Source organism: Sphingopyxis sp. J-6 (assembly GCF_046603995.1).
Classification (GTDB): Bacteria; Pseudomonadota; Alphaproteobacteria; order Sphingomonadales; family Sphingomonadaceae; genus Sphingopyxis.
This window is the reverse complement of the sequence record NZ_CP145810.1, coordinates 2,335,239-2,351,960: the sequence shown is the minus strand read 5'-3', so window position 1 is coordinate 2,351,960 and position 16,722 is coordinate 2,335,239. Positions and strand designations below refer to the sequence as shown.

Genomic DNA, 16,722 nt, shown 5'->3' with positions numbered 1-16,722 from the left:
GAGCCGTAATGACGCAATCTTATCCCCTTCTTCCGCTGCGTGACATCGTCGTTTTCCCGCACATGATCGTGCCGCTGTTCGTCGGCCGCGACCGTTCGGTCGCCGCGCTCGAAACCGCGATGGAAAGCGACAAGGAAATTTTCCTCGTCGCCCAGCTCGATCCGGGCGAGGACGACCCGCAGCGCGACGATCTTTACGATGTCGGCGTGATCGCCACCGTGCTTCAGCTCTTGAAGCTGCCCGACGGCACCGTCCGCGTGCTGGTCGAGGGCAAGGAGCGCGCGAAGCTGCTGGCGCTCGCCACCGAAGACAAGGCAGTGATGGCGACGGTGAAGCCGGTCGCCGATACCGTCGACGACAGCGTCGATACGGCGGCGCTGATGCGCTCGGTCGTCGACCAGTTCGAAAATTACGCCAAGCTCAACAAGAAGATGCCGGCCGAAACCGCGGTCCAGCTTTCGCAGATCGAAGAAGCCTCGCGGCTTGCCGATTCGGTGGCTGGCAACCTCAACATCAAGGTTTCCGACAAGCAGGCGCTGCTCGTCGAGGATGCGCCGTCGAAGCGGCTCGAAATGGTTTTCGCCTTCATGGAGGGCGAACTCGGTGTGCTGCAGGTCGAAAAGAAGATCCGCGGCCGCGTGAAGCGCCAGATGGAAAAGAGCCAGCGCGAATATTATCTCAACGAGCAATTGAAGGCGATCCAGCGCGAACTCGGCAACGACAATGGCGAGGGCGGCGACGACCTTGCCGAGCTGCAGCTCAAGATCGACAGCCTCAAAATGTCGAAGGAAGCCAAGGCCAAGGCGCAGGCCGAAATGAAGAAGCTGCGCGCGATGGCGCCGATGTCGGCGGAAGCGACGGTCGTGCGCAACTATCTCGACACGCTGATCGGGCTGCCGTGGGGCAAGAAGTCGAAGCTCAAGAAGGACATCGCCAAGGCGCAGGACGTCCTCGATGACGACCATTATGCGCTTGAAAAGGTCAAGGACCGGATCGTCGAATATCTGGCCGTGCAGGCGCGAACCAACAAGCTGAAGGGGCCGATCCTCTGCCTCGTCGGCCCCCCGGGCGTCGGCAAGACCAGCCTTGGCAAATCGATCGCCAAGGCGACCGGTCGCGAATTCATTCGCCAGTCGCTCGGCGGCGTGCGCGACGAGGCCGAAATCCGCGGCCACCGCCGCACCTATATTGGCTCGCTGCCGGGCAAGATCGTAACCAACCTCAAAAAGGCCGGCACGATGAACCCGCTGTTCCTGCTCGACGAGATCGACAAGCTCGGCCAGGATTTCCGCGGCGATCCGGCCTCGGCGCTGCTTGAGGTGCTCGACCCCGAACAGAATGGCAAGTTCCAGGACCATTATCTGGAAATCGACGTCGACCTGTCGGACATCATGTTCGTCACCACGGCAAACTCGCTGAACCTGCCGCAGCCGTTGCTCGACCGCATGGAGATCATCCGGCTCGAAGGCTATACCGAGGACGAGAAGGTCGAAATCGCCAAGCGCCATCTCGTCGCCAAGCAGGTCGAGGCGCATGGCCTGAAAGCCGGCGAGTTCGAGCTGACCGAAGACGGGCTGCGCGACCTCATCCGTTATTATACGCGCGAAGCGGGCGTTCGTACGCTCGAGCGCGAAATCGCGAAGCTGGCGCGCAAGGCGCTGCGCCGCATCCTCGAAGGCAAGGCCGAGGCGGTCGTCGTGACGCCCGAAAACCTCGCCGAATTTTCCGGCGTGCGCAAATACAAGCATGGCATCAGCGACCTCGAGGACCAGATCGGCGCCGTCACCGGCCTCGCCTGGACCGAGGTTGGCGGCGAATTGTTGACGATCGAGGCGGTCACCGCGTCGGGCAAGGGCCAGGTCCGCACCACCGGCAAGCTTGGCGAAGTGATGACCGAATCGGTGCAGGCGGCGCTGTCGTTCGTGAAGGCGCGCGCGCCCTCCTATGGCATCAAGCCCAGCCTGTTCGCGCGCAAGGACATCCATATCCATCTGCCCGAAGGCGCGGTGCCGAAGGACGGCCCGTCGGCGGGTGTCGGCATGGTCACCGCGATGATCTCGACGCTGACCGGCATCGCGGTGCGCAAGGATGTCGCGATGACCGGCGAGGTGACGCTGCGCGGCCGCGTGCTCGCGATCGGCGGCCTCAAGGAAAAGCTGCTCGCGGCGCTCCGTGGCGGGATCAAGACGGTGCTGATCCCCGAGGAGAATGAAAAGGACCTCGTGGAAATTCCGGCCAATATTACAAGCGGCCTGAAGATCATCCCGGTCAACCACGTCGACCAGGTGCTGGCCGAGGCGCTCGTTTCGCCGGTTGAACCGATCGAGTGGACCGAGGCCGACGAACTCGCCGCTTCGCCGCCGATCGTGCCGGGTTCGGACCCCGAAACGGCGATTCGGCACTGACCGGATCGCCACTGGTCTCAGTCCGGGCGGCTTTTCGTCGCAAAAACGTCATTTTGGGGCGTTTTTCGCGGTTTTTTGCTTTGACAAGGCAGGGGCAAACAGCGTTAGTGGCGCGCCATGGCTTCGGGCCATGAATCATTTTAACCAACCATCTGCAGGGGTTCCTGAGGCATGAACAAACAAGACCTGATCGCCACCGTCGCTGACTCGAGCGGCCTTACCAAGGGTGATGCGAGCAAGGCGGTTGAAGCCGTTTTCGACGCGGTCACCGCGGCACTGAAGAAGGGCGGCGAAGTCCGTCTGGTCGGTTTCGGGACGTTCTCGGTCAGCAAACGCAAGGCATCGACCGGTCGCAACCCGCGCACCGGCGAAACGATGACCATCGCGGCATCGAACCAGCCGAAGTTCAAGGCCGGCAAGGCCCTCAAGGACGCCTGCAACTGATTGCTGGCACCTTCTGGTGAAAAACATCTCGGGCCGCGGCATCTGCTGCGGCCCGATTTGCATGTGCCGGACCTGTTTGTGCGTGAAGATCGAGCAAAGGCCGTTGCAATCATCGCCGCAGCGGCTATGGACGTCCGGCTTTCGGACGCCGGACTTCGGTCGGCACCGGACGGGCGCGTAGCTCAGCGGTAGAGCACACCCTTCACACGGGTGGGGTCACAGGTTCAATCCCTGTCGCGCCCACCATGGCCCCGGGGGCCATGGCCGAAACCGGAACGCCGAAACAAAACAGGGGCTGACCCGGCCATTCATCACCTATTCAATGCGTTCGCACTAGGTATCGGGGCATGATCCGCACGCTCATCCTCTCCGCCGCTGCTTCGGCACTGATGCTCACCGCAGGGGCACCCGCGGCCGCGCGCGGCGACCGCGACCAGGACAATCTGCGCGAAGCCGCGGCGCAGGGGCAGGTGATCCCGCTCGGCCGGCTGATCGCCGATGTGAAATCGCGTCCGCCCTATAGCGACATGACCTATCTCGGCGGACCGCAATTCGATGCGCGCCGGATGATCTATGCGCTGAAGTTCATGGACGGCAGCCAGGTCGTCGTCGTCTATGTCGACGCCCGCACCGGCCGGATCGTCGGACGCAAACCCTGACATTCCCAGCGGGCGCCATCGCAACGAGATTTTGCGATGACCGTCCGGACTTGATACACAGTCGAAACATAGCGGCCGGCCGGTCCGGTGCGCAGAGGAAAGGCGCCTGAATGCGGATTTTGATTGTCGAAGACGAACCCACGCTCGGCCCGCAGCTCAAGGCGACGCTGGAGGGCGCCGGCTATGCCGTCGATCTCGCGACCGACGGTGAGGACGGGCATTTCCTGGGCTCGACCGAAAGCTACGACGCCGCGATCCTCGACCTCGGTTTGCCCGAGATCGACGGGCTCACCGTGCTCGACCGCTGGCGCAAGGAAAAGCGCAATTTCCCGGTGCTTGTCCTGACCGCGCGCGACAGCTGGTCGGACAAGGTGGCAGGGCTCGACGCTGGCGCCGACGACTATCTGGCCAAGCCGTTCCAGACCGAGGAACTGATCGCCCGCCTGCGTGCGCTGATCCGCCGCGCCGCGGGCAATGCATCGAGCGAACTCATCGCGGGCGACGTTCGTCTCGATACGCGCTCGGGCCGGGTGACGCTCGACGGCGCGCCGGTGAAGCTGACCGCGCAGGAATATAAGCTCCTGTCGTACCTGCTCCATCACAAGGGCAAGGTTGTGTCGCGGACCGAGCTGATCGAACATATTTACGATCAGGATTTCGACCGCGATTCGAACACGATCGAGGTGTTCGTGACCCGGATCCGCAAAAAGCTGGGCGCCGACATCATCACGACGATCCGCGGCCTCGGTTACCAGCTCGACGATCCGCAGGGCTAAGTGATGGCCGAGGCCGACGCCCCGGCCCCCGCAGCCGATACCGAGGCGGCGAAACCCGCGGCGCTGACCAGTCGTATCACCGGCTCGCTGGCGCGCCGGATGATCGCGATCGCCGCGCTGTGGATTTCGGTGCTGCTGATCGGCGGCGGCTTTGCGCTCGACCGGGTGCTGACCGGCGCGATTACGCGGAATTTCGATTCGAGCCTCGAATATGTGCTGATCGCGATGATCCGCTCGTCGGAAATCGGCCCCGACGGCGAGGTACGGCTGATCGAGCCGCTCGGCGACCAGCGCTTCCTTGAGCCCTACAGCGGGCTTTACTGGCAGATCAGCGGCGGCGAGCAGGAGCCCTATCGCTCGCGTTCGCTGTGGGAACGCTCGCTGAAGGCGCCGACGCCGCACATCGACGATGAAATTCACACCTACGACAGCACGCAATTCCCCGACGAGGAGTTGCGCGTGCTCGAACGCAATGTCCTGTTGCCGGGGAGCAAGGTGAACTGGCGGTACCAGATCGCCCAGTCGCGCGAGGCACTCGACCTGCAGGTCGGCGCCGTGCGCGCGACGCTGATCCCCAGCCTGGCGTTGCTCGGGCTCGGGCTCATCATTCTCGCTGCCCTCCAGACCTTCTACGGCCTGTGGCCGCTCCGCCACATCCGCCGCGCGATCGCGGCGATGCGCGGGGGCCATCACCGGCGCGTCACCGCACCGCTGCCGCTCGAGGTGCAGCCGATGGTCGACGAACTCAATGCTTTGCTCGCGCATAACGAGAAACAGGCGGAAGAAGCACGGCTGCATGCGGGCAATCTCGCGCATGCGCTCAAGACCCCGCTCACCGTCCTCGTCAACAGCGCGACGAGTTCGGACTCGGAGCTTGCCGACACGGTGCGGCGCGAAGCGGCGACGATGCAGCGGCAGGTCGACCACCATCTGGCGCGTGCACGTGCCGTCGGTCGGCGCGGGGCGGCACAGGCGCGCGCGGTCGTCTGGGACAGCGCGAACAGCGTGTCGCGTGCCGTTGCGGCGCTCTATCCCGACGTGCGGCTCGATGTCGCGGGCGACAAGACAATCGTCGCGCGGGTCGAGCGTCAGGACCTCGACGAACTGGTCGGCAATTTGCTCGAGAATGCCGCCAAATATGGCGGCGGCAGCGTTTTCGTCACCATCCAGCGCGACGGCGACATGGCCGAGGTATTGGTCGAGGACGATGGCGCCGGGATATCGCTCGCCGACCGCGATCGCGTCATCGACCGCGGCGTGCGGCTCGACAGCGGCAAGCCGGGTACGGGGCTGGGGCTGGCGATCGTCCGCGACGTCGCCGAAATCTATGGCGGCAGCATCGCGCTCGAAGAGAGCGAGGATCTGGGCGGGCTGCTGGTGCGGCTCCGGCTGCCGGCGGGTTAATTGCTCGGCGCTCGCCGACCGATCATCGACCCGAATGTTTCAGGCGGCGGTGACCTCCAGCCCGCGCTGCACCGCAGGCCGCGCAAGCCCGGTATCGAGCCAGCGCTGGACATTCCCGAACCGGTCGAACCCGACGATCTCACGCGCGCCGTAGAAGCCGATCAGGTTGCGCACCCAGCCGAGCAGCGAGATATCGGCGATACCGTAATCGTCGCCCATCACCCATTCACGGCTCGCCAACCGGTCGTCGAGGACGCCGAGCAACCGCGCGGATTCGGCCGCGTAACGATCGCGTGGGCGCTTGTCCTCATAATCCTTGCCGGCGAATTTGTGGAAGAAGCCGAGCTGTCCGAACATCGGGCCGACGCCGCCCATTTGCCACATCACCCACTGGATCGCTTCGTAACGCGCGCCCGCATCGGCCGGCAGGAACTGTCCGCTCTTGTCGGCGAGATAGATCAGGATCGCCCCCGACTCGAACAATGCCAGCGGCTTGCCGTCGGGCCCGTCGGGATCGTAGATTGCCGGGATCTTGCCATTGGGATTGAGCGCGAGGAAGGCCGGATCGTGGCTTTCGTTCGCCATGATATCGATGCGATGCGGCTCATAGGGCAGGCCGGTTTCCTCGAGCATGATACCCACCTTCACGCCATTCGGCGTCGGGGCCGAAAAAAGCTGCAACCGGTCGGGATATTCGGCGGGCCAGCGGTCGAAGATCGGATGCGTGCTCATGCGCCATTCTCCCGCTTCGCCTGCTCGTGGTGGCGGATCACCTCGTCGATGATGAAACGGAGGAATTTCTCGCTGAATTCGGGGTCGAGATCGGCGTCGCGCGCCAAGTCGCGCAGCCGTTCGATCTGCCGTTCCTCGCGGGCCGGGTCGGCGGGCGGCAGGCCACCCCTTGCCTTGAGTTCGCCGACCGCCTTGGTCACCTTGAACCGCTCGGCCAGCATATAGACGAGCGCCGCGTCGATATTGTCGATGCTCTGGCGATAGCGGCTCAGTTGGTCGTCCATGGGTGCGCGGCTCCTCTTGTGCCTGGCACGCTTGGCACCGCGCAGGGCTGCAAGGCAAGCCGAAAGTCGTTGCAAAATAGCGGCCGCGGCGCCAAGGCGGCCCACGTCATGACTGCGGAAATCCACCAGCTACACGGCGACCGGCCGCCCTCGCTCGACCCGATGATGGCGCTCGTCGCCGCCGATATGAACGAGGTGAATTCGGTCATTCTCGACCGGATGCAGTCCGAAGTCCCGTTGATTCCGGAGCTTGCCGGCCATCTGATCGCCGGCGGCGGCAAGCGGATGCGGCCGATGCTGACGCTCGCCTGCGGCAAGCTGCTCGACTACCCCGGCCGCCGCCATTGCAAGCTCGCCGCCGCGGTCGAATTCATCCACACCGCGACGCTGCTCCACGACGATGTCGTCGACAAATCGGATCTCCGCCGCGGCCGCAAAACCGCCAACCTCATCTGGGGCAACAGCGCCTCGGTGCTCGTCGGCGATTTCCTGTTCAGCCGCGCCTTCGAGGTGATGGTCGAGGACGGATCGCTGAAGGTGCTCAAGATTTTGAGCCGCGCCTCGGCAGTGATCGCCGAGGGTGAGGTCAACCAGCTTTCGGCCCAGCGCCGGATCGAGACGAGCGAGGACCAGTATCTCGCGATTATCAACGCCAAGACCGCCGAACTGTTCGCGGCGGCGTGCAAGATCGCGGCGGTCGTGGCCGAGCGCGACGAAGCCACCGAAGCGGCGCTCGACGCCTATGGCCGCAACCTTGGCATCGCCTTCCAGCTCGTCGACGATGCGATCGACTATGTTTCCGACGCCGAGACGATGGGGAAGGGCGTCGGCGACGACTTCCGCGACGGCAAGGTCACGCTGCCCGTCATCCTCGCCTATGCTCGCGGCAGCGCCGAAGAGCGCGAGTTCTGGAAGCAGGCGATCGTCGGTCATCGCACGTCGGACGAGGATCTTGCTTTCGCGACCAGCCTGCTCCGCAAGCATGACACGATCGCAGACACGCTTGCGCGGGCGCGTCATTATGGCCAGCGCGCGGTCGACGCGATCGGCGGCTTCCGCGCCAGCCAGGCGAAAGCGGCGCTCACCGAAGCGGTCGCCTTCGCGGTCGCGCGCGCCTATTGAGGCCGGCGCGATGACGATGGGGCCGGCCGCCGAAAGCCCCGATGCCTATATCGCCGCGCTGTCGGGCTGGCAGCGCGATCGCTGCGAGACGATGCGCGCCGCGATCATGGCCGCGGCGCCGTTCGAGGAAGCGATCAAATGGACCAATCTCGTCTTTCTGGCGAATGGTCCGTGCATCCTGATCCGCGCCGAAGAACATCGCGTCCTGCTCGGCTTCTGGCGCGGCAAGCGGCTCCGCGACATCGAACCGCGGATCAAAGCGAGCGGAAAATACGAGCTTGGTAATCTGGTGCTAACCCCGGCGACCGAAGTGTCGCCCGCTATGGTGACGCAGCTTGCTTCCGAAGCCTTTCGGCTCAACGCCGAACTCGGCAATCCGGCGGCCCGCGCATGACGATCCCGCTGCCGATCGATATCGTGCTCCCCGACATCATGGCGACGCTGGTACTGAAACCCAATGCCGTCGTCGTCGCGCCGCCGGGCGCAGGCAAAACGACGCGCGTCGCCCCGGCGCTGCTCGATCAGCCGTGGTGCAAGGGGCAGGTCTGGCTGCTGTCGCCGCGGCGCCTCGCCGCGCGCGCGGCGGCAGAACGGATTGCCGAGGAGATGGGCGTCGCGGTGGGCGGGCCGGTCGGTTATGCGACCCGCCTCGACAGCAAACAGTCGAAGGACACGCGCCTGCTCGTGATGACGCCGGGGCTGTTCCGCAACCGCATCCTCGCCGATCCCGAACTTGCCGGCGTGTCGGCGGTGCTGTTCGACGAAGTCCATGAACGCAGCCTCGACGGCGATTTCGCGCTGGCGCTGGCGATCGACGCGCAACAGGGGCTCCGCGACGACCTCCGCCTTGTCGCGATGTCGGCGACGCTCGACGGTGCGCGCTTCGGGGCGCTGCTCGGCGATGCGCCGGTGGTGCGGAGCGAGGGCAAGATCTGGCCGCTCGAACTGCGGCACGTCGGTCGCCGCGCCGAGGACCGGCTGGAGGCAAGCGTGCTGGGCGCGGTGCGGCAGGCGCTTGCCGAAGAGGGTGAGGGCGACATGCTCGCCTTCCTGCCCGGTGCCGCTGATATCGAACGCGCCGCGCAAGCCGTCGAGGATGCGCGCCTGCCGCTCGTCGTCCATCGCCTGCATGGCCAGATCGATCCCGCCATGCAGCGCAAGGCGCTCGTCCGCGATCCCGGCGGCGGGCGCAAGCTGATCCTTGCGACGAGCATCGCCGAAACCAGCCTGACGATCGAGGGCGTGCGGATCGTGATCGACGCCGGCCTGTCGCGCCGCCCGCGCTTCGACAAGGCGGCGGGCATCGCGCGCCTCGTCACCGAACGTGCGAGCCAGGCGTCGGCCACCCAGCGTGCCGGGCGTGCGGCGCGGCAGGGGGCGGGGGTCGCCTATCGCCTGTGGGAAGCGGCCGCGACCGCGGGCATGCCGCCGTTCGACCCGCCCGAAATCCACGAGAATGACCTGATGCCCGTCGTGCTCGATTGCGCGAGCTGGGGCATCGTCGATCCGCGCCAGCTCGGCTGGCTCGACCCGCCGTCGCCCGCCGCGATCGCCGAAGCGAAATCGCGGCTGCAGGCGATCGGGGCGCTGACCGCCGACGGACGCATCACCGCGCACGGCAAGGCGCTCGCCGCCATCCCGCTGCCGGTGCCGCTCGCGCATATGCTGCTCGATGCCGCGCGCGCGGGCGAAGGCGAACTGGCGGCGCGGCTGGCGGTGCTGCTCACCGAACCGGGGCTCGGCGGACGCGGTGTCGATGTCGAGGCGCGGCTCGCGCGCTGGAAAGGGTCGAAGGGCGACCGCGCCGAAGGGGCTTGGCGGCTCGCGCGGCGACTGGCCGGAATCGGCGAAAAGCTGGCGGCCGATACAGCCGCCATCGATACGCGTTCGGTCGGCGGCTGGATCGCGACGGCCTGGCCCGACCGGGTGGCGCGTGCGCGGGCGGGCCAGCGCGGCGACTATCTGAGTGTCGGCGGGCGCGCCTATCGTATCGATCCGCTCGACCCGCTGGCGGGCAGCGAGTGGCTCGCGATTGCCGATGCGCAGGGCCATGCTGCGGGGGTGCGCATCCTCGCGGCGGCGGCGATCGACCGCGCCGAGGTTGAGGCCATTTTCGCCGGACAGGTCGTGTCGCATCAGGCCAGCAGCTATGACGCCGCGACCGACCGGGTCGACCATCGCCGCGAACGCCGGCTCGGCGCCATCGCGCTGGCGAGCGGACAGGCGGGGCGCAGCGAGGGCGCCGAAGACGATGTCGCGGTGCGTCTCGCCGCGGTGCGCGACAAGGGGCTCGGGCTCCTCGGTTGGGGACCTGCTTCGCACGCGCTGCGCCAGCGTGCGTCCTTCGCCGGGCTAGATACGCTCTCGGCGCCGGCGCTCGCGGACAGTCTCGACATCTGGCTCGCGCCGTTGCTCGAAAGATCGCGCGGGCTGCGCGACATCGGCGACCAGCGGCTTGCCGACGCGCTGACCGGGCTGCTAGACTGGCCGGCGCGGCAATTGCTCGAGAAGCTGGCACCGGCCGATTATGCGACCCCGGCGGGCAGCCGCCACGCGATCGATTATGGCGCCGACGGCGGCCCGACGGTTGCCGTACGCGCGCAGGAGATGTTCTCGCTCGCGCGTCATCCGTTGATCGGCGATCCCCCGGTGCCGCTCGTCCTCGCGCTTACGTCGCCCGCGCATCGCCCGATCCAGACGACGCGCGACATCGCCTCCTTCTGGAGCGGTAGCTGGGCGGAGGTCGCGAAGGAGATGCGCGGGCGCTATCCCAAGCATAGCTGGCCCGACGACCCGGCGAATGCGCGTCCGACGCTGATGACCAAAGCTGCACAGGCACGCCGCGACGCGCAATAGCTGCCCCAATCCGTCCAAATCTTCGTCATCCCGGACTTGATCCGGGATCCATTCTTCCAGCGCCGGCGCAAATGGACCCCGGATCAAGTCCGGGGTGACGATGGAAAGGATTGCACCGGGGCTTTCCCTCTTTTCGTTGGAAGGGCTTGGCGCTAAGGCGGCGGCACAGCCACCTGATCAGGACGACCCGATGAAAGCGCGTATTTTCCAGAAGCCCAAGAATGCCATGCAGTCGGGGCGCGCGGGAACGCAGCGCTGGATGCTGGAATTCGCGCCTGCCGAAGCGCGCAAGGCCGACCCGCTGATGGGCTGGGCCGGTAGCGGCGACACGCAGCGCCAGTTGCGGCTGGGCTTTGCGACGCAGGAAGAGGCGCTCGCCTATGCCGAGAAAAACGGCATCGAGGTCGAGGTGACGGCGACGCCGGTGCGGACGCTCAAGATCCAGGCTTACGCCGACAATTTTCGCTGACATGACAACGGCCCCGAAGGGCCGCTGGCGTCAGGCTTCGCTGTCCGGCTGCAGCAGCTTGTGCAGATGGACGACGACATATTTCATCTCGGCATCGTCGACGGTGCGCTGCGCGGCGGCGCGCCACGCTTTTTCGGCGGACTTATAGTCGGGGAACAGCCCAACGACGTCCAGATTGCTGAGATCGACGAAGTCGAGCGTCTGCGGATCGCTGACGCGTCCACCGAACACGAGATGCAATTTGCTCATGATGCTTTCCTTGCGGGCTAGCGCCGGGGAGGGGAGAAGCCGCGGCCCCTACCAGTGCAGCGCCATTCCGGCAAGTCCGCCTCAGTCCTCGTTCTTGCGGCCCTTGGGAAGCAACGAACCGAGCAGCGCCCCGACCGCGACCGCGCCGGCGAGCAATGCCAGCGGCTGTTCCTCGGCCACCGTCTTGAGCTTGCTGCCCGCGCGCTTGGCCTGCACCTTGCCTTTCTCATAAGCCTGACCCGCGGCTTCGCGGGCGACCTCGGCCTGTTCGCTTGCCTTTGCGGCAAGCTCGCCGGTTGCGGCACGCGCGCGGCCATAACCGTCCTGGATGCGCGCCTTTGCCGCCTCGGCGGTCGCGCGGGCGTTTTCGGCGGTCTTCTCGGCAAGTTCGCTCGCTTTGGCGCGGGCGTCGCTGGCGGTTTCACTGAGCGGCTTCATCATCGTCCTCCACTATCTCGATATCGTCGTCATCGGCTGGTTCGGCGTCACCGGGGTGCAGCCGGTCGGCGACCGAGGCCGCGAGTTCCTGTATTTTGCGCCCGAGTTTGGGCACATGTTCCTTGATCGGTTCGCGAAACAGCCACGCGACGCCCGCCACTGCGGCGAGCGCGATGGGCAGGCGGTTGCTCTGAAATTCCTTGCGAACCGCATGCGCGGCATCGTCGACCTTTTCGCCGACGCGATATTTGCCGCGGCTGAGCAATGCGCCGGGTTTGAACGCGTTGCCGGCCACCCCCAGCTTGCGGCGCAATTCGGCACGTTCGATCATCGATCGCCGCGCGGCGTTGATCAGGCGGGTCCGTGAAGGGCGCATCAATCGTCTCCCTCCGCCAGCAGATCGTCACGAAATGCCGCTTTGACGTCGCCATAGCTGAGGCGCGCGCGCCATCCGGCAAAGGCGGCAATCGCCAGCAGCACCGCAAAGACGATCAGCGTCGCGAGCAACGGCCCGATATGCTGGGCAAGCACGAGGATCGCGCCGAACGCTAGCGCCAGCATAGCGACAAGCAACGCGCACGCGGCGACGAAGCCCCACGCCGAGGTCCAGCCAACGCCGTGGTACGCCAGCGCGCCGCGCGCCTTGAGCAGGGTCAGTTCGGCCTCGGCCGCCGATTGCAGATTGTCGACGACGTCGCCGACGATCTTTTCGAGCGGCACCGGCGGCGGCGTGATCGGCCGCCCGCCGGGGGCGTAGCCGTGACTTATGCCGTCAAAGCTGCGCTGATCCGGGGAAGGCGGGGTGTCATGATCGGGAGAGGGCAAGTCGGATCAGCCGTTGTTCGAGCCCTTGAGCATGCGGGCAAGGACAAAGCCGATCACCGTGGCGGCGCCGACGGCGATCGCCGGGTTCTTCTTGACCATATCCTTGGTCGAAGCGGCGAGCTCGTCGAGATCCTTCTTGTCGAGCGTCGTCGCAAGGCCGGCGACGGTCGAGGCGGCCGAACGGGCATAGTCGCCATATTGCTTGCCGAATTTCGTATCGACGGTGCCGGCGCTGTCCTCGAGCAGCTTGGCGAGGCTGCCGACGGCTTCGGCGGCCTTGTCCTTGCCCTTCGTCGCGGCGTCGCGCGCCTTCGCCGAGGCCTGGTTCTTCAGCGCCGTCGCTTCGTCTTTCAGCGAGGCGGCCTTCTTCGATGCTTCGGATTTGATGGTATCGCGCGTCGCGGCGATCTGGTCGCGGATCGGATGATCCTTGGCGGCCTTCGCGGCGACGGGCTTACGCGCGGGCGCGGCCTTGGTGGCGGCTGCCTTCGCGGGCGCCTTGGGACGGGGAGCTGCAACTTTCTTCGTCGCGGGAGTAGCGGCTTTGGCCATCGGCTTTGTCCTCTTCTTCTTATGTCGGGCGCTGCATTCGCAAACGTCCCCTTTGGTCCTGTCTGGATATATAGCAAGGCGCGCCCAATGGTTCCATAGCCCAGCAAAATTCCTGCACGCCCGATCGAACGGTTGCACTAGCGGCAAGCCGTCGATAACAGGCGGGCGCCTTTCCCACCGGGCCGTTCGCGCCCGCCAGCAGGACGACATCCATGACCGCCATCATCGACATCCACGGCAGAGAAATCCTCGACAGCCGCGGCAATCCGACCGTCGAAGTCGACGTGTTGCTCGAGGACGGCAGCTTCGGCCGCGCCGCCGTACCCTCGGGTGCGTCGACCGGCGCGCATGAGGCGGTCGAACTGCGCGACGGCGATAAGGGCCGTTATCTCGGCAAGGGCGTGACCAAGGCGGTCGCGGCGGTGAAAGGCGAGATCGCCGAAGCGCTCATCGGCCTCGATGCCGAAGACCAGCGCGAAATCGACATGGCGATGATCGACCTCGACGGCACGGCGAACAAGAGCCGCCTCGGCGCCAACGCGATCCTCGGCGTCAGCCTCGCCGCCGCGAAGGCCGCCGCCGACGCGCGCGGCCTGCCGCTCTACCGCTATGTCGGCGGCGTTTCGGCGCGCACGCTGCCGGTGCCGATGATGAACATCATCAACGGCGGCGAGCATGCTGACAATCCGATCGACGTGCAGGAATTCATGATCATGCCCGTCGGCGCGGACAGCATCGCCGAGGCGGTGCGCTGGGGCAGCGAAATCTTCCACACGCTGAAGAAGGGCCTGTCGGCGAAGGGCCTCGCGACCGCGGTCGGCGACGAGGGCGGCTTTGCCCCGAACCTCGCTTCGACGCGCGATGCGCTCGACTTCATCGCCGCGTCGATCGACCAGGCAGGCTTCAAGCTTGGCACCGACGTCGTGCTTGCACTCGATTGCGCCGCGACCGAATTTTTCAAGAACGGCAAGTATGAGATCAGCGGCGAGAAGCTGTCGCTCAGCCCCGAACAGATGGCAGATTATCTTGCCGCGCTCGTCAAGGATTACCCGATCAAGTCGATCGAGGACGGCATGAGCGAGGACGATTTCATCGGCTGGAAGGCGCTGACCGACCTCGTCGGCGACAAGTGCCAGCTCGTTGGCGACGATCTGTTCGTCACCAACCCGCTGCGGCTGGAGCAGGGCATCAAGGACGGCCTCGCCAACTCGCTGCTCGTCAAGGTCAACCAGATCGGCACGCTGTCCGAAACATTGGACGCCGTCGATATGGCGCACCGCGCGCGCTACACCGCCGTCATGTCGCACCGCTCGGGCGAGACCGAGGATTCGACCATCGCCGACCTTGCGGTCGCGACCAACTGCGGTCAGATCAAGACCGGCAGCCTCGCGCGCTCGGACCGGCTCGCCAAGTACAACCAGCTCATCCGCATCGAGGAAGAACTGGGCGACATGGCGCGCTATCCGGGAGCGGCGATTTTCGGTTGATGGGATGGATCGCGGATAGGCATGCGTTAACCCCGCGCTGATAAATCGGCCGGCCGGTCATCGGCCGGTTTGGCAGGGGTAAAGCTGCATGTGGGTCAAAGGTAAAAGAGCTCTGGCAGCGGGCGCGGCGGCGATGGCAACCGCGGTGGTCGTGGTTGCGGTGGCGAAGGCTGCGCAAGAGAACAGCGCGGCTGAAATCGCCGAACCGCTGGCCGAAGGGCTCAACCCCGGCGCCCATATCGAACAATATACCGCACAGGTGGTGAGCCGCCTTCGAGCGATCGACCGGGACGGTGACGGCCTCGACCGGGCCGATATCGATTTTCAGCGGTTGCAGGGCGAAACGCAGGAGCGTGCGCGGAACATCCAGCAGATCCTGTCATATGATTATGACGGCGATTTTCGCGTGACGCGTGCGGAAATCGAACGGGGGGCGGGCCGCGACGCCGATCAGCGGTCGCGGGAGGCTGCCGCGATGATGGCGCTTTACGACGCCGACGGCGATGGCGTCGTGACCTTGCGCGAAGCGGCGGACCGCGAACCCAGTGGCCGCCGCGACCGTTCGTTCGACGGCTTTCTGGCGCTGGATCCGGACGGCGACGGCAAGCTGACTGCGGTCGAATTGATCGCGCGCGCCGAACAATTGTTCAAACGCGTCGACAGCGACGGCGACGGGACGCTGTCGAAGGACGAATATGCTCAAATCGTGGATCGCGTGCAGCAAATTCGGACGGCACGCAATGCTCCGATCTGTAACCTTGCGGCATTGCCGCCCGATGCGCAGCTGCTTGTCTTTGGCACCTATGACGGTCAGGCCATTTCGTCGGCGGTGATCGGCGGCCAGGACAGCGAGACCAATTTGATCGACGTGACGATCGAGCCGGGTTCGAGGCCGCTTTATTTGATCCTGACCTCTTATGAATCGATGATCTGGCGGCTGCGCGGCGCGACCGGCCGGGTGCGCCAGGTGGTGGCGTCTTCGTTGAAGGCAGCGCCGGGCGGAACATCGGCCTCGGGGGTGACCGGCGTTTCGGCAGACAAGGTGCAGATCGCGCCGGCCGGATGCCCGAACTATTTCAGCCAGCTCGGCGAGCCCGATGCCCAAAGGTCGCTCGCCTCGATCCGGTCCTCTCTGCAGCGCGAGCCTGACGCGGTGTTCGCGACCTATTCGCCGCAGGGCATTTCCCTGCCGTCGGGGCAGATCGCATCGGCCCGGGAGACGGACGCTGCGGTGCCGAAGGGGTTCGATGCAGCGACTTGGGCCGACGCCGTACGCTATTGGCCGGCGGGGCTGGTAAGGGTCGATCCGGGGCAGGTCGTTTCGAAATCGAAGGTCGAAAAATATCTCGTGCTTCCGAGCCAGATGGGAATCTCGCAACTCGTCGGTTCGGGCGCGGTGAAACGCGAAAAAAGTGACGTATTTCGTGTTTTGCGGCCTATAGCCCATATGCCGCCCAGCATGGGTGGGGCGCATTCGATGACGTTGATTTTCTCGAAGGGCGTACCCGTTGCGCCAGGCGATCAGGGGCACAGTTGCATCGTGAACGAAAATAGCGGCGAGTCCCGTGGTACGAGGTGTCGTTCGTCGCAATAGCGGCGGAGGCTGCGCATATTTCGTCGGGATGCTGTGGAGAGACGGGCAATGACGCCTTGACGCCACGAATCAACTCTGATTCAAGGGCCGAAATGACGCAGCGCCACAAATTCCGCAAATCGATGAACCGGGCCGTCGGCCCCGCGGTGGCGGTGATCGCGGTGCTGGCGATGATCGGCTATATCATCTTCGGCCCGACCGGGCTCTATGCTTGGGGCGATTATGGCCAGTCGGTCGAAAAGAAGCGCGTCGTGCTGACCGAACTGACCAAGAAGCAGAACGAGCTGCAGAACCGCGTCAACCTGCTCGATCGCGGCCGGGTCGATCCCGATCTGGCCGAGGAATATGTGCGCGAAAAGCTCGGCGCCTATCACCCCGACGAATATATCATTCCGATGGAACCCGACGCGAAACCCTGAGCGCTGC

General features: G+C 65.5%; 19 protein-coding genes and 1 tRNA gene. 13 read left to right on the top strand and 7 right to left on the bottom strand.

Annotation, left to right across the window (positions count from 1 at the left end):
• Positions 1 to 8 precede the first annotated feature (8 nt).
• The 6 genes from lon to V6U71_RS11335 all read left to right on the top strand — a co-directional run bounded on the left by lon (position 9) and on the right by V6U71_RS11335 (position 5,688).
• Positions 9 to 2,405, top strand: a complete 2,397-nt coding sequence (gene lon / locus V6U71_RS11360) for an endopeptidase La (protein WP_411338577.1) — start codon at positions 9 to 11, stop codon at positions 2,403 to 2,405.
• Positions 2,406 to 2,576: 171 nt separating this feature from the next.
• A complete protein-coding gene (locus V6U71_RS11355) occupies positions 2,577 to 2,849 on the top strand; it encodes an HU family DNA-binding protein (protein WP_054588053.1) in 273 nt (90 codons plus the stop codon).
• A 171-nt stretch (positions 2,850 to 3,020) separates the two neighbouring features.
• Positions 3,021 to 3,095, top strand: a tRNA-Val gene (locus tag V6U71_RS11350).
• Between the two features lie 101 nt (positions 3,096 to 3,196).
• Entirely contained in the window at positions 3,197 to 3,508 is a 312-nt protein-coding gene (locus V6U71_RS11345; RefSeq protein WP_411338576.1) for a hypothetical protein, read from the top strand.
• Positions 3,509 to 3,618: 110 nt separating this feature from the next.
• Entirely contained in the window at positions 3,619 to 4,284 is a 666-nt protein-coding gene (locus V6U71_RS11340; protein WP_054727617.1) for a response regulator transcription factor, read from the top strand.
• Positions 4,285 to 4,383: 99 nt separating this feature from the next.
• Positions 4,384 to 5,688 carry a sensor histidine kinase gene (locus V6U71_RS11335; RefSeq protein ID WP_411342348.1) on the top strand — a complete coding sequence of 435 codons (1,305 nt, stop codon included), beginning with the start codon at positions 4,384 to 4,386 and terminating at the stop codon, positions 5,686 to 5,688.
• A 39-nt stretch (positions 5,689 to 5,727) separates the two neighbouring features.
• On the opposite strand, the gene V6U71_RS11330 is transcribed toward V6U71_RS11335, so the two are convergent.
• Together V6U71_RS11330 and V6U71_RS11325 are read right to left on the bottom strand one after the other, a co-directional pair.
• Positions 5,728 to 6,420: a glutathione S-transferase N-terminal domain-containing protein gene (locus V6U71_RS11330; RefSeq protein ID WP_411338575.1), complete on the bottom strand. Its 693-nt coding sequence runs from the start codon at positions 6,418 to 6,420 to the stop codon at positions 5,728 to 5,730.
• Complete coding sequence (locus V6U71_RS11325; RefSeq protein ID WP_411338574.1) at positions 6,417 to 6,704, bottom strand: chorismate mutase; 288 nt, start codon at positions 6,702 to 6,704, stop codon at positions 6,417 to 6,419. The genes V6U71_RS11330 and V6U71_RS11325 overlap by 4 nt, the downstream gene beginning before the upstream one ends.
• A 108-nt stretch (positions 6,705 to 6,812) precedes the next feature.
• Here V6U71_RS11325 and V6U71_RS11320 point away from each other — a divergent pair, with 108 nt between their 5' ends.
• The 4 genes from V6U71_RS11320 (at position 6,813) to V6U71_RS11305 (ending at position 11,151) form a co-directional block, all read left to right on the top strand.
• The gene (locus V6U71_RS11320) at positions 6,813 to 7,826 is read left to right on the top strand and encodes a polyprenyl synthetase family protein (protein WP_411338573.1); all 1,014 of its coding nucleotides are present in this window, start codon (positions 6,813 to 6,815) and stop codon (positions 7,824 to 7,826) included.
• A gap of 10 nt (positions 7,827 to 7,836) precedes the next feature.
• A complete protein-coding gene (locus V6U71_RS11315; RefSeq protein WP_411338572.1) occupies positions 7,837 to 8,220 on the top strand; it encodes a DUF1801 domain-containing protein in 384 nt (127 codons plus the stop codon).
• Positions 8,217 to 10,682 carry an ATP-dependent helicase HrpB gene (gene hrpB, locus V6U71_RS11310; RefSeq protein WP_411338571.1) on the top strand — a complete coding sequence of 822 codons (2,466 nt, stop codon included), beginning with the start codon at positions 8,217 to 8,219 and terminating at the stop codon, positions 10,680 to 10,682. The genes V6U71_RS11315 and hrpB overlap by 4 nt, the downstream gene beginning before the upstream one ends.
• Positions 10,683 to 10,872: 190 nt before the next feature.
• Positions 10,873 to 11,151 (top strand): ETC complex I subunit, encoded by a 279-nt coding sequence (locus tag V6U71_RS11305; RefSeq protein WP_411338570.1) that lies wholly within the window; start codon positions 10,873 to 10,875, stop codon positions 11,149 to 11,151.
• Between the two features lie 30 nt (positions 11,152 to 11,181).
• On the opposite strand, the gene V6U71_RS11300 is transcribed toward V6U71_RS11305, so the two are convergent.
• The 5 genes from V6U71_RS11300 to V6U71_RS11280 form a co-directional block, all read right to left on the bottom strand.
• Positions 11,182 to 11,400: a DUF4170 domain-containing protein gene (locus tag V6U71_RS11300; RefSeq protein WP_411338569.1), complete on the bottom strand. Its 219-nt coding sequence runs from the start codon at positions 11,398 to 11,400 to the stop codon at positions 11,182 to 11,184.
• An 81-nt stretch (positions 11,401 to 11,481) separates the two neighbouring features.
• Positions 11,482 to 11,838, bottom strand: a complete 357-nt coding sequence (locus V6U71_RS11295) for a hypothetical protein (protein ID WP_411338568.1) — start codon at positions 11,836 to 11,838, stop codon at positions 11,482 to 11,484.
• A complete protein-coding gene (locus tag V6U71_RS11290) occupies positions 11,822 to 12,214 on the bottom strand; it encodes a hypothetical protein (protein ID WP_411338567.1) in 393 nt (130 codons plus the stop codon). The genes V6U71_RS11295 and V6U71_RS11290 overlap by 17 nt, the downstream gene beginning before the upstream one ends.
• Positions 12,214 to 12,663 (bottom strand): phage holin family protein, encoded by a 450-nt coding sequence (locus tag V6U71_RS11285; RefSeq protein ID WP_411338566.1) that lies wholly within the window; start codon positions 12,661 to 12,663, stop codon positions 12,214 to 12,216. The genes V6U71_RS11290 and V6U71_RS11285 overlap by 1 nt, the downstream gene beginning before the upstream one ends.
• 6 nt (positions 12,664 to 12,669) lie before the next feature.
• Positions 12,670 to 13,215: a hypothetical protein gene (locus V6U71_RS11280; protein ID WP_054727599.1), complete on the bottom strand. Its 546-nt coding sequence runs from the start codon at positions 13,213 to 13,215 to the stop codon at positions 12,670 to 12,672.
• Between the two features lie 212 nt (positions 13,216 to 13,427).
• On the opposite strand from V6U71_RS11280, the gene eno reads away from it, so the two are divergent.
• From eno to V6U71_RS11265, 3 genes are all read left to right on the top strand, one after another.
• A complete protein-coding gene (gene eno, locus V6U71_RS11275; protein WP_411338565.1) occupies positions 13,428 to 14,702 on the top strand; it encodes a phosphopyruvate hydratase in 1,275 nt (424 codons plus the stop codon).
• 133 nt (positions 14,703 to 14,835) lie between these two features.
• Positions 14,836 to 16,296 carry an EF-hand domain-containing protein gene (locus V6U71_RS11270; protein ID WP_411338564.1) on the top strand — a complete coding sequence of 487 codons (1,461 nt, stop codon included), beginning with the start codon at positions 14,836 to 14,838 and terminating at the stop codon, positions 16,294 to 16,296.
• Positions 16,297 to 16,388: 92 nt separating this feature from the next.
• Positions 16,389 to 16,715, top strand: coding sequence for an FtsB family cell division protein (locus V6U71_RS11265; RefSeq protein WP_411338563.1), 327 nt, complete (start codon positions 16,389 to 16,391; stop codon positions 16,713 to 16,715).
• Positions 16,716 to 16,722: the final 7 nt, after the last annotated feature.

Excerpts from the sequence above, each read along its gene's own strand:
- V6U71_RS11355 (WP_054588053.1), top strand. The coding sequence starts at position 2,577 with ATGAACAAACAAGACCTGATCGCCACCGTCGCTGACTCGAGCGGCCTT.
- V6U71_RS11345 (WP_411338576.1), top strand. The coding sequence starts at position 3,197 with ATGATCCGCACGCTCATCCTCTCCGCCGCTGCTTCGGCACTGATGCTC.
- V6U71_RS11305 (WP_411338570.1), top strand. The coding sequence starts at position 10,873 with ATGAAAGCGCGTATTTTCCAGAAGCCCAAGAATGCCATGCAGTCGGGG.
- V6U71_RS11320 (WP_411338573.1), top strand. The coding sequence starts at position 6,813 with ATGACTGCGGAAATCCACCAGCTACACGGCGACCGGCCGCCCTCGCTC.
- V6U71_RS11300 (WP_411338569.1), bottom strand. The coding sequence starts at position 11,400 with ATGAGCAAATTGCATCTCGTGTTCGGTGGACGCGTCAGCGATCCGCAG.
- V6U71_RS11280 (WP_054727599.1), bottom strand. The coding sequence starts at position 13,215 with ATGGCCAAAGCCGCTACTCCCGCGACGAAGAAAGTTGCAGCTCCCCGT.
- V6U71_RS11270 (WP_411338564.1), top strand. The coding sequence starts at position 14,836 with ATGGCAACCGCGGTGGTCGTGGTTGCGGTGGCGAAGGCTGCGCAAGAG.
- V6U71_RS11340 (WP_054727617.1), top strand. The coding sequence starts at position 3,619 with ATGCGGATTTTGATTGTCGAAGACGAACCCACGCTCGGCCCGCAGCTC.
- hrpB (WP_411338571.1), top strand. The coding sequence starts at position 8,217 with ATGACGATCCCGCTGCCGATCGATATCGTGCTCCCCGACATCATGGCG.
- V6U71_RS11335 (WP_411342348.1), top strand. The coding sequence starts at position 4,384 with ATGATCGCGATCGCCGCGCTGTGGATTTCGGTGCTGCTGATCGGCGGC.
- V6U71_RS11315 (WP_411338572.1), top strand. The coding sequence starts at position 7,837 with ATGACGATGGGGCCGGCCGCCGAAAGCCCCGATGCCTATATCGCCGCG.
- V6U71_RS11290 (WP_411338567.1), bottom strand. The coding sequence starts at position 12,214 with ATGCGCCCTTCACGGACCCGCCTGATCAACGCCGCGCGGCGATCGATG.
- V6U71_RS11265 (WP_411338563.1), top strand. The coding sequence starts at position 16,389 with ATGACGCAGCGCCACAAATTCCGCAAATCGATGAACCGGGCCGTCGGC.
- V6U71_RS11325 (WP_411338574.1), bottom strand. The coding sequence starts at position 6,704 with ATGGACGACCAACTGAGCCGCTATCGCCAGAGCATCGACAATATCGAC.
- V6U71_RS11330 (WP_411338575.1), bottom strand. The coding sequence starts at position 6,420 with ATGAGCACGCATCCGATCTTCGACCGCTGGCCCGCCGAATATCCCGAC.
- eno (WP_411338565.1), top strand. The coding sequence starts at position 13,428 with ATGACCGCCATCATCGACATCCACGGCAGAGAAATCCTCGACAGCCGC.
- lon (WP_411338577.1), top strand. The coding sequence starts at position 9 with ATGACGCAATCTTATCCCCTTCTTCCGCTGCGTGACATCGTCGTTTTC.
- V6U71_RS11295 (WP_411338568.1), bottom strand. The coding sequence starts at position 11,838 with ATGAAGCCGCTCAGTGAAACCGCCAGCGACGCCCGCGCCAAAGCGAGC.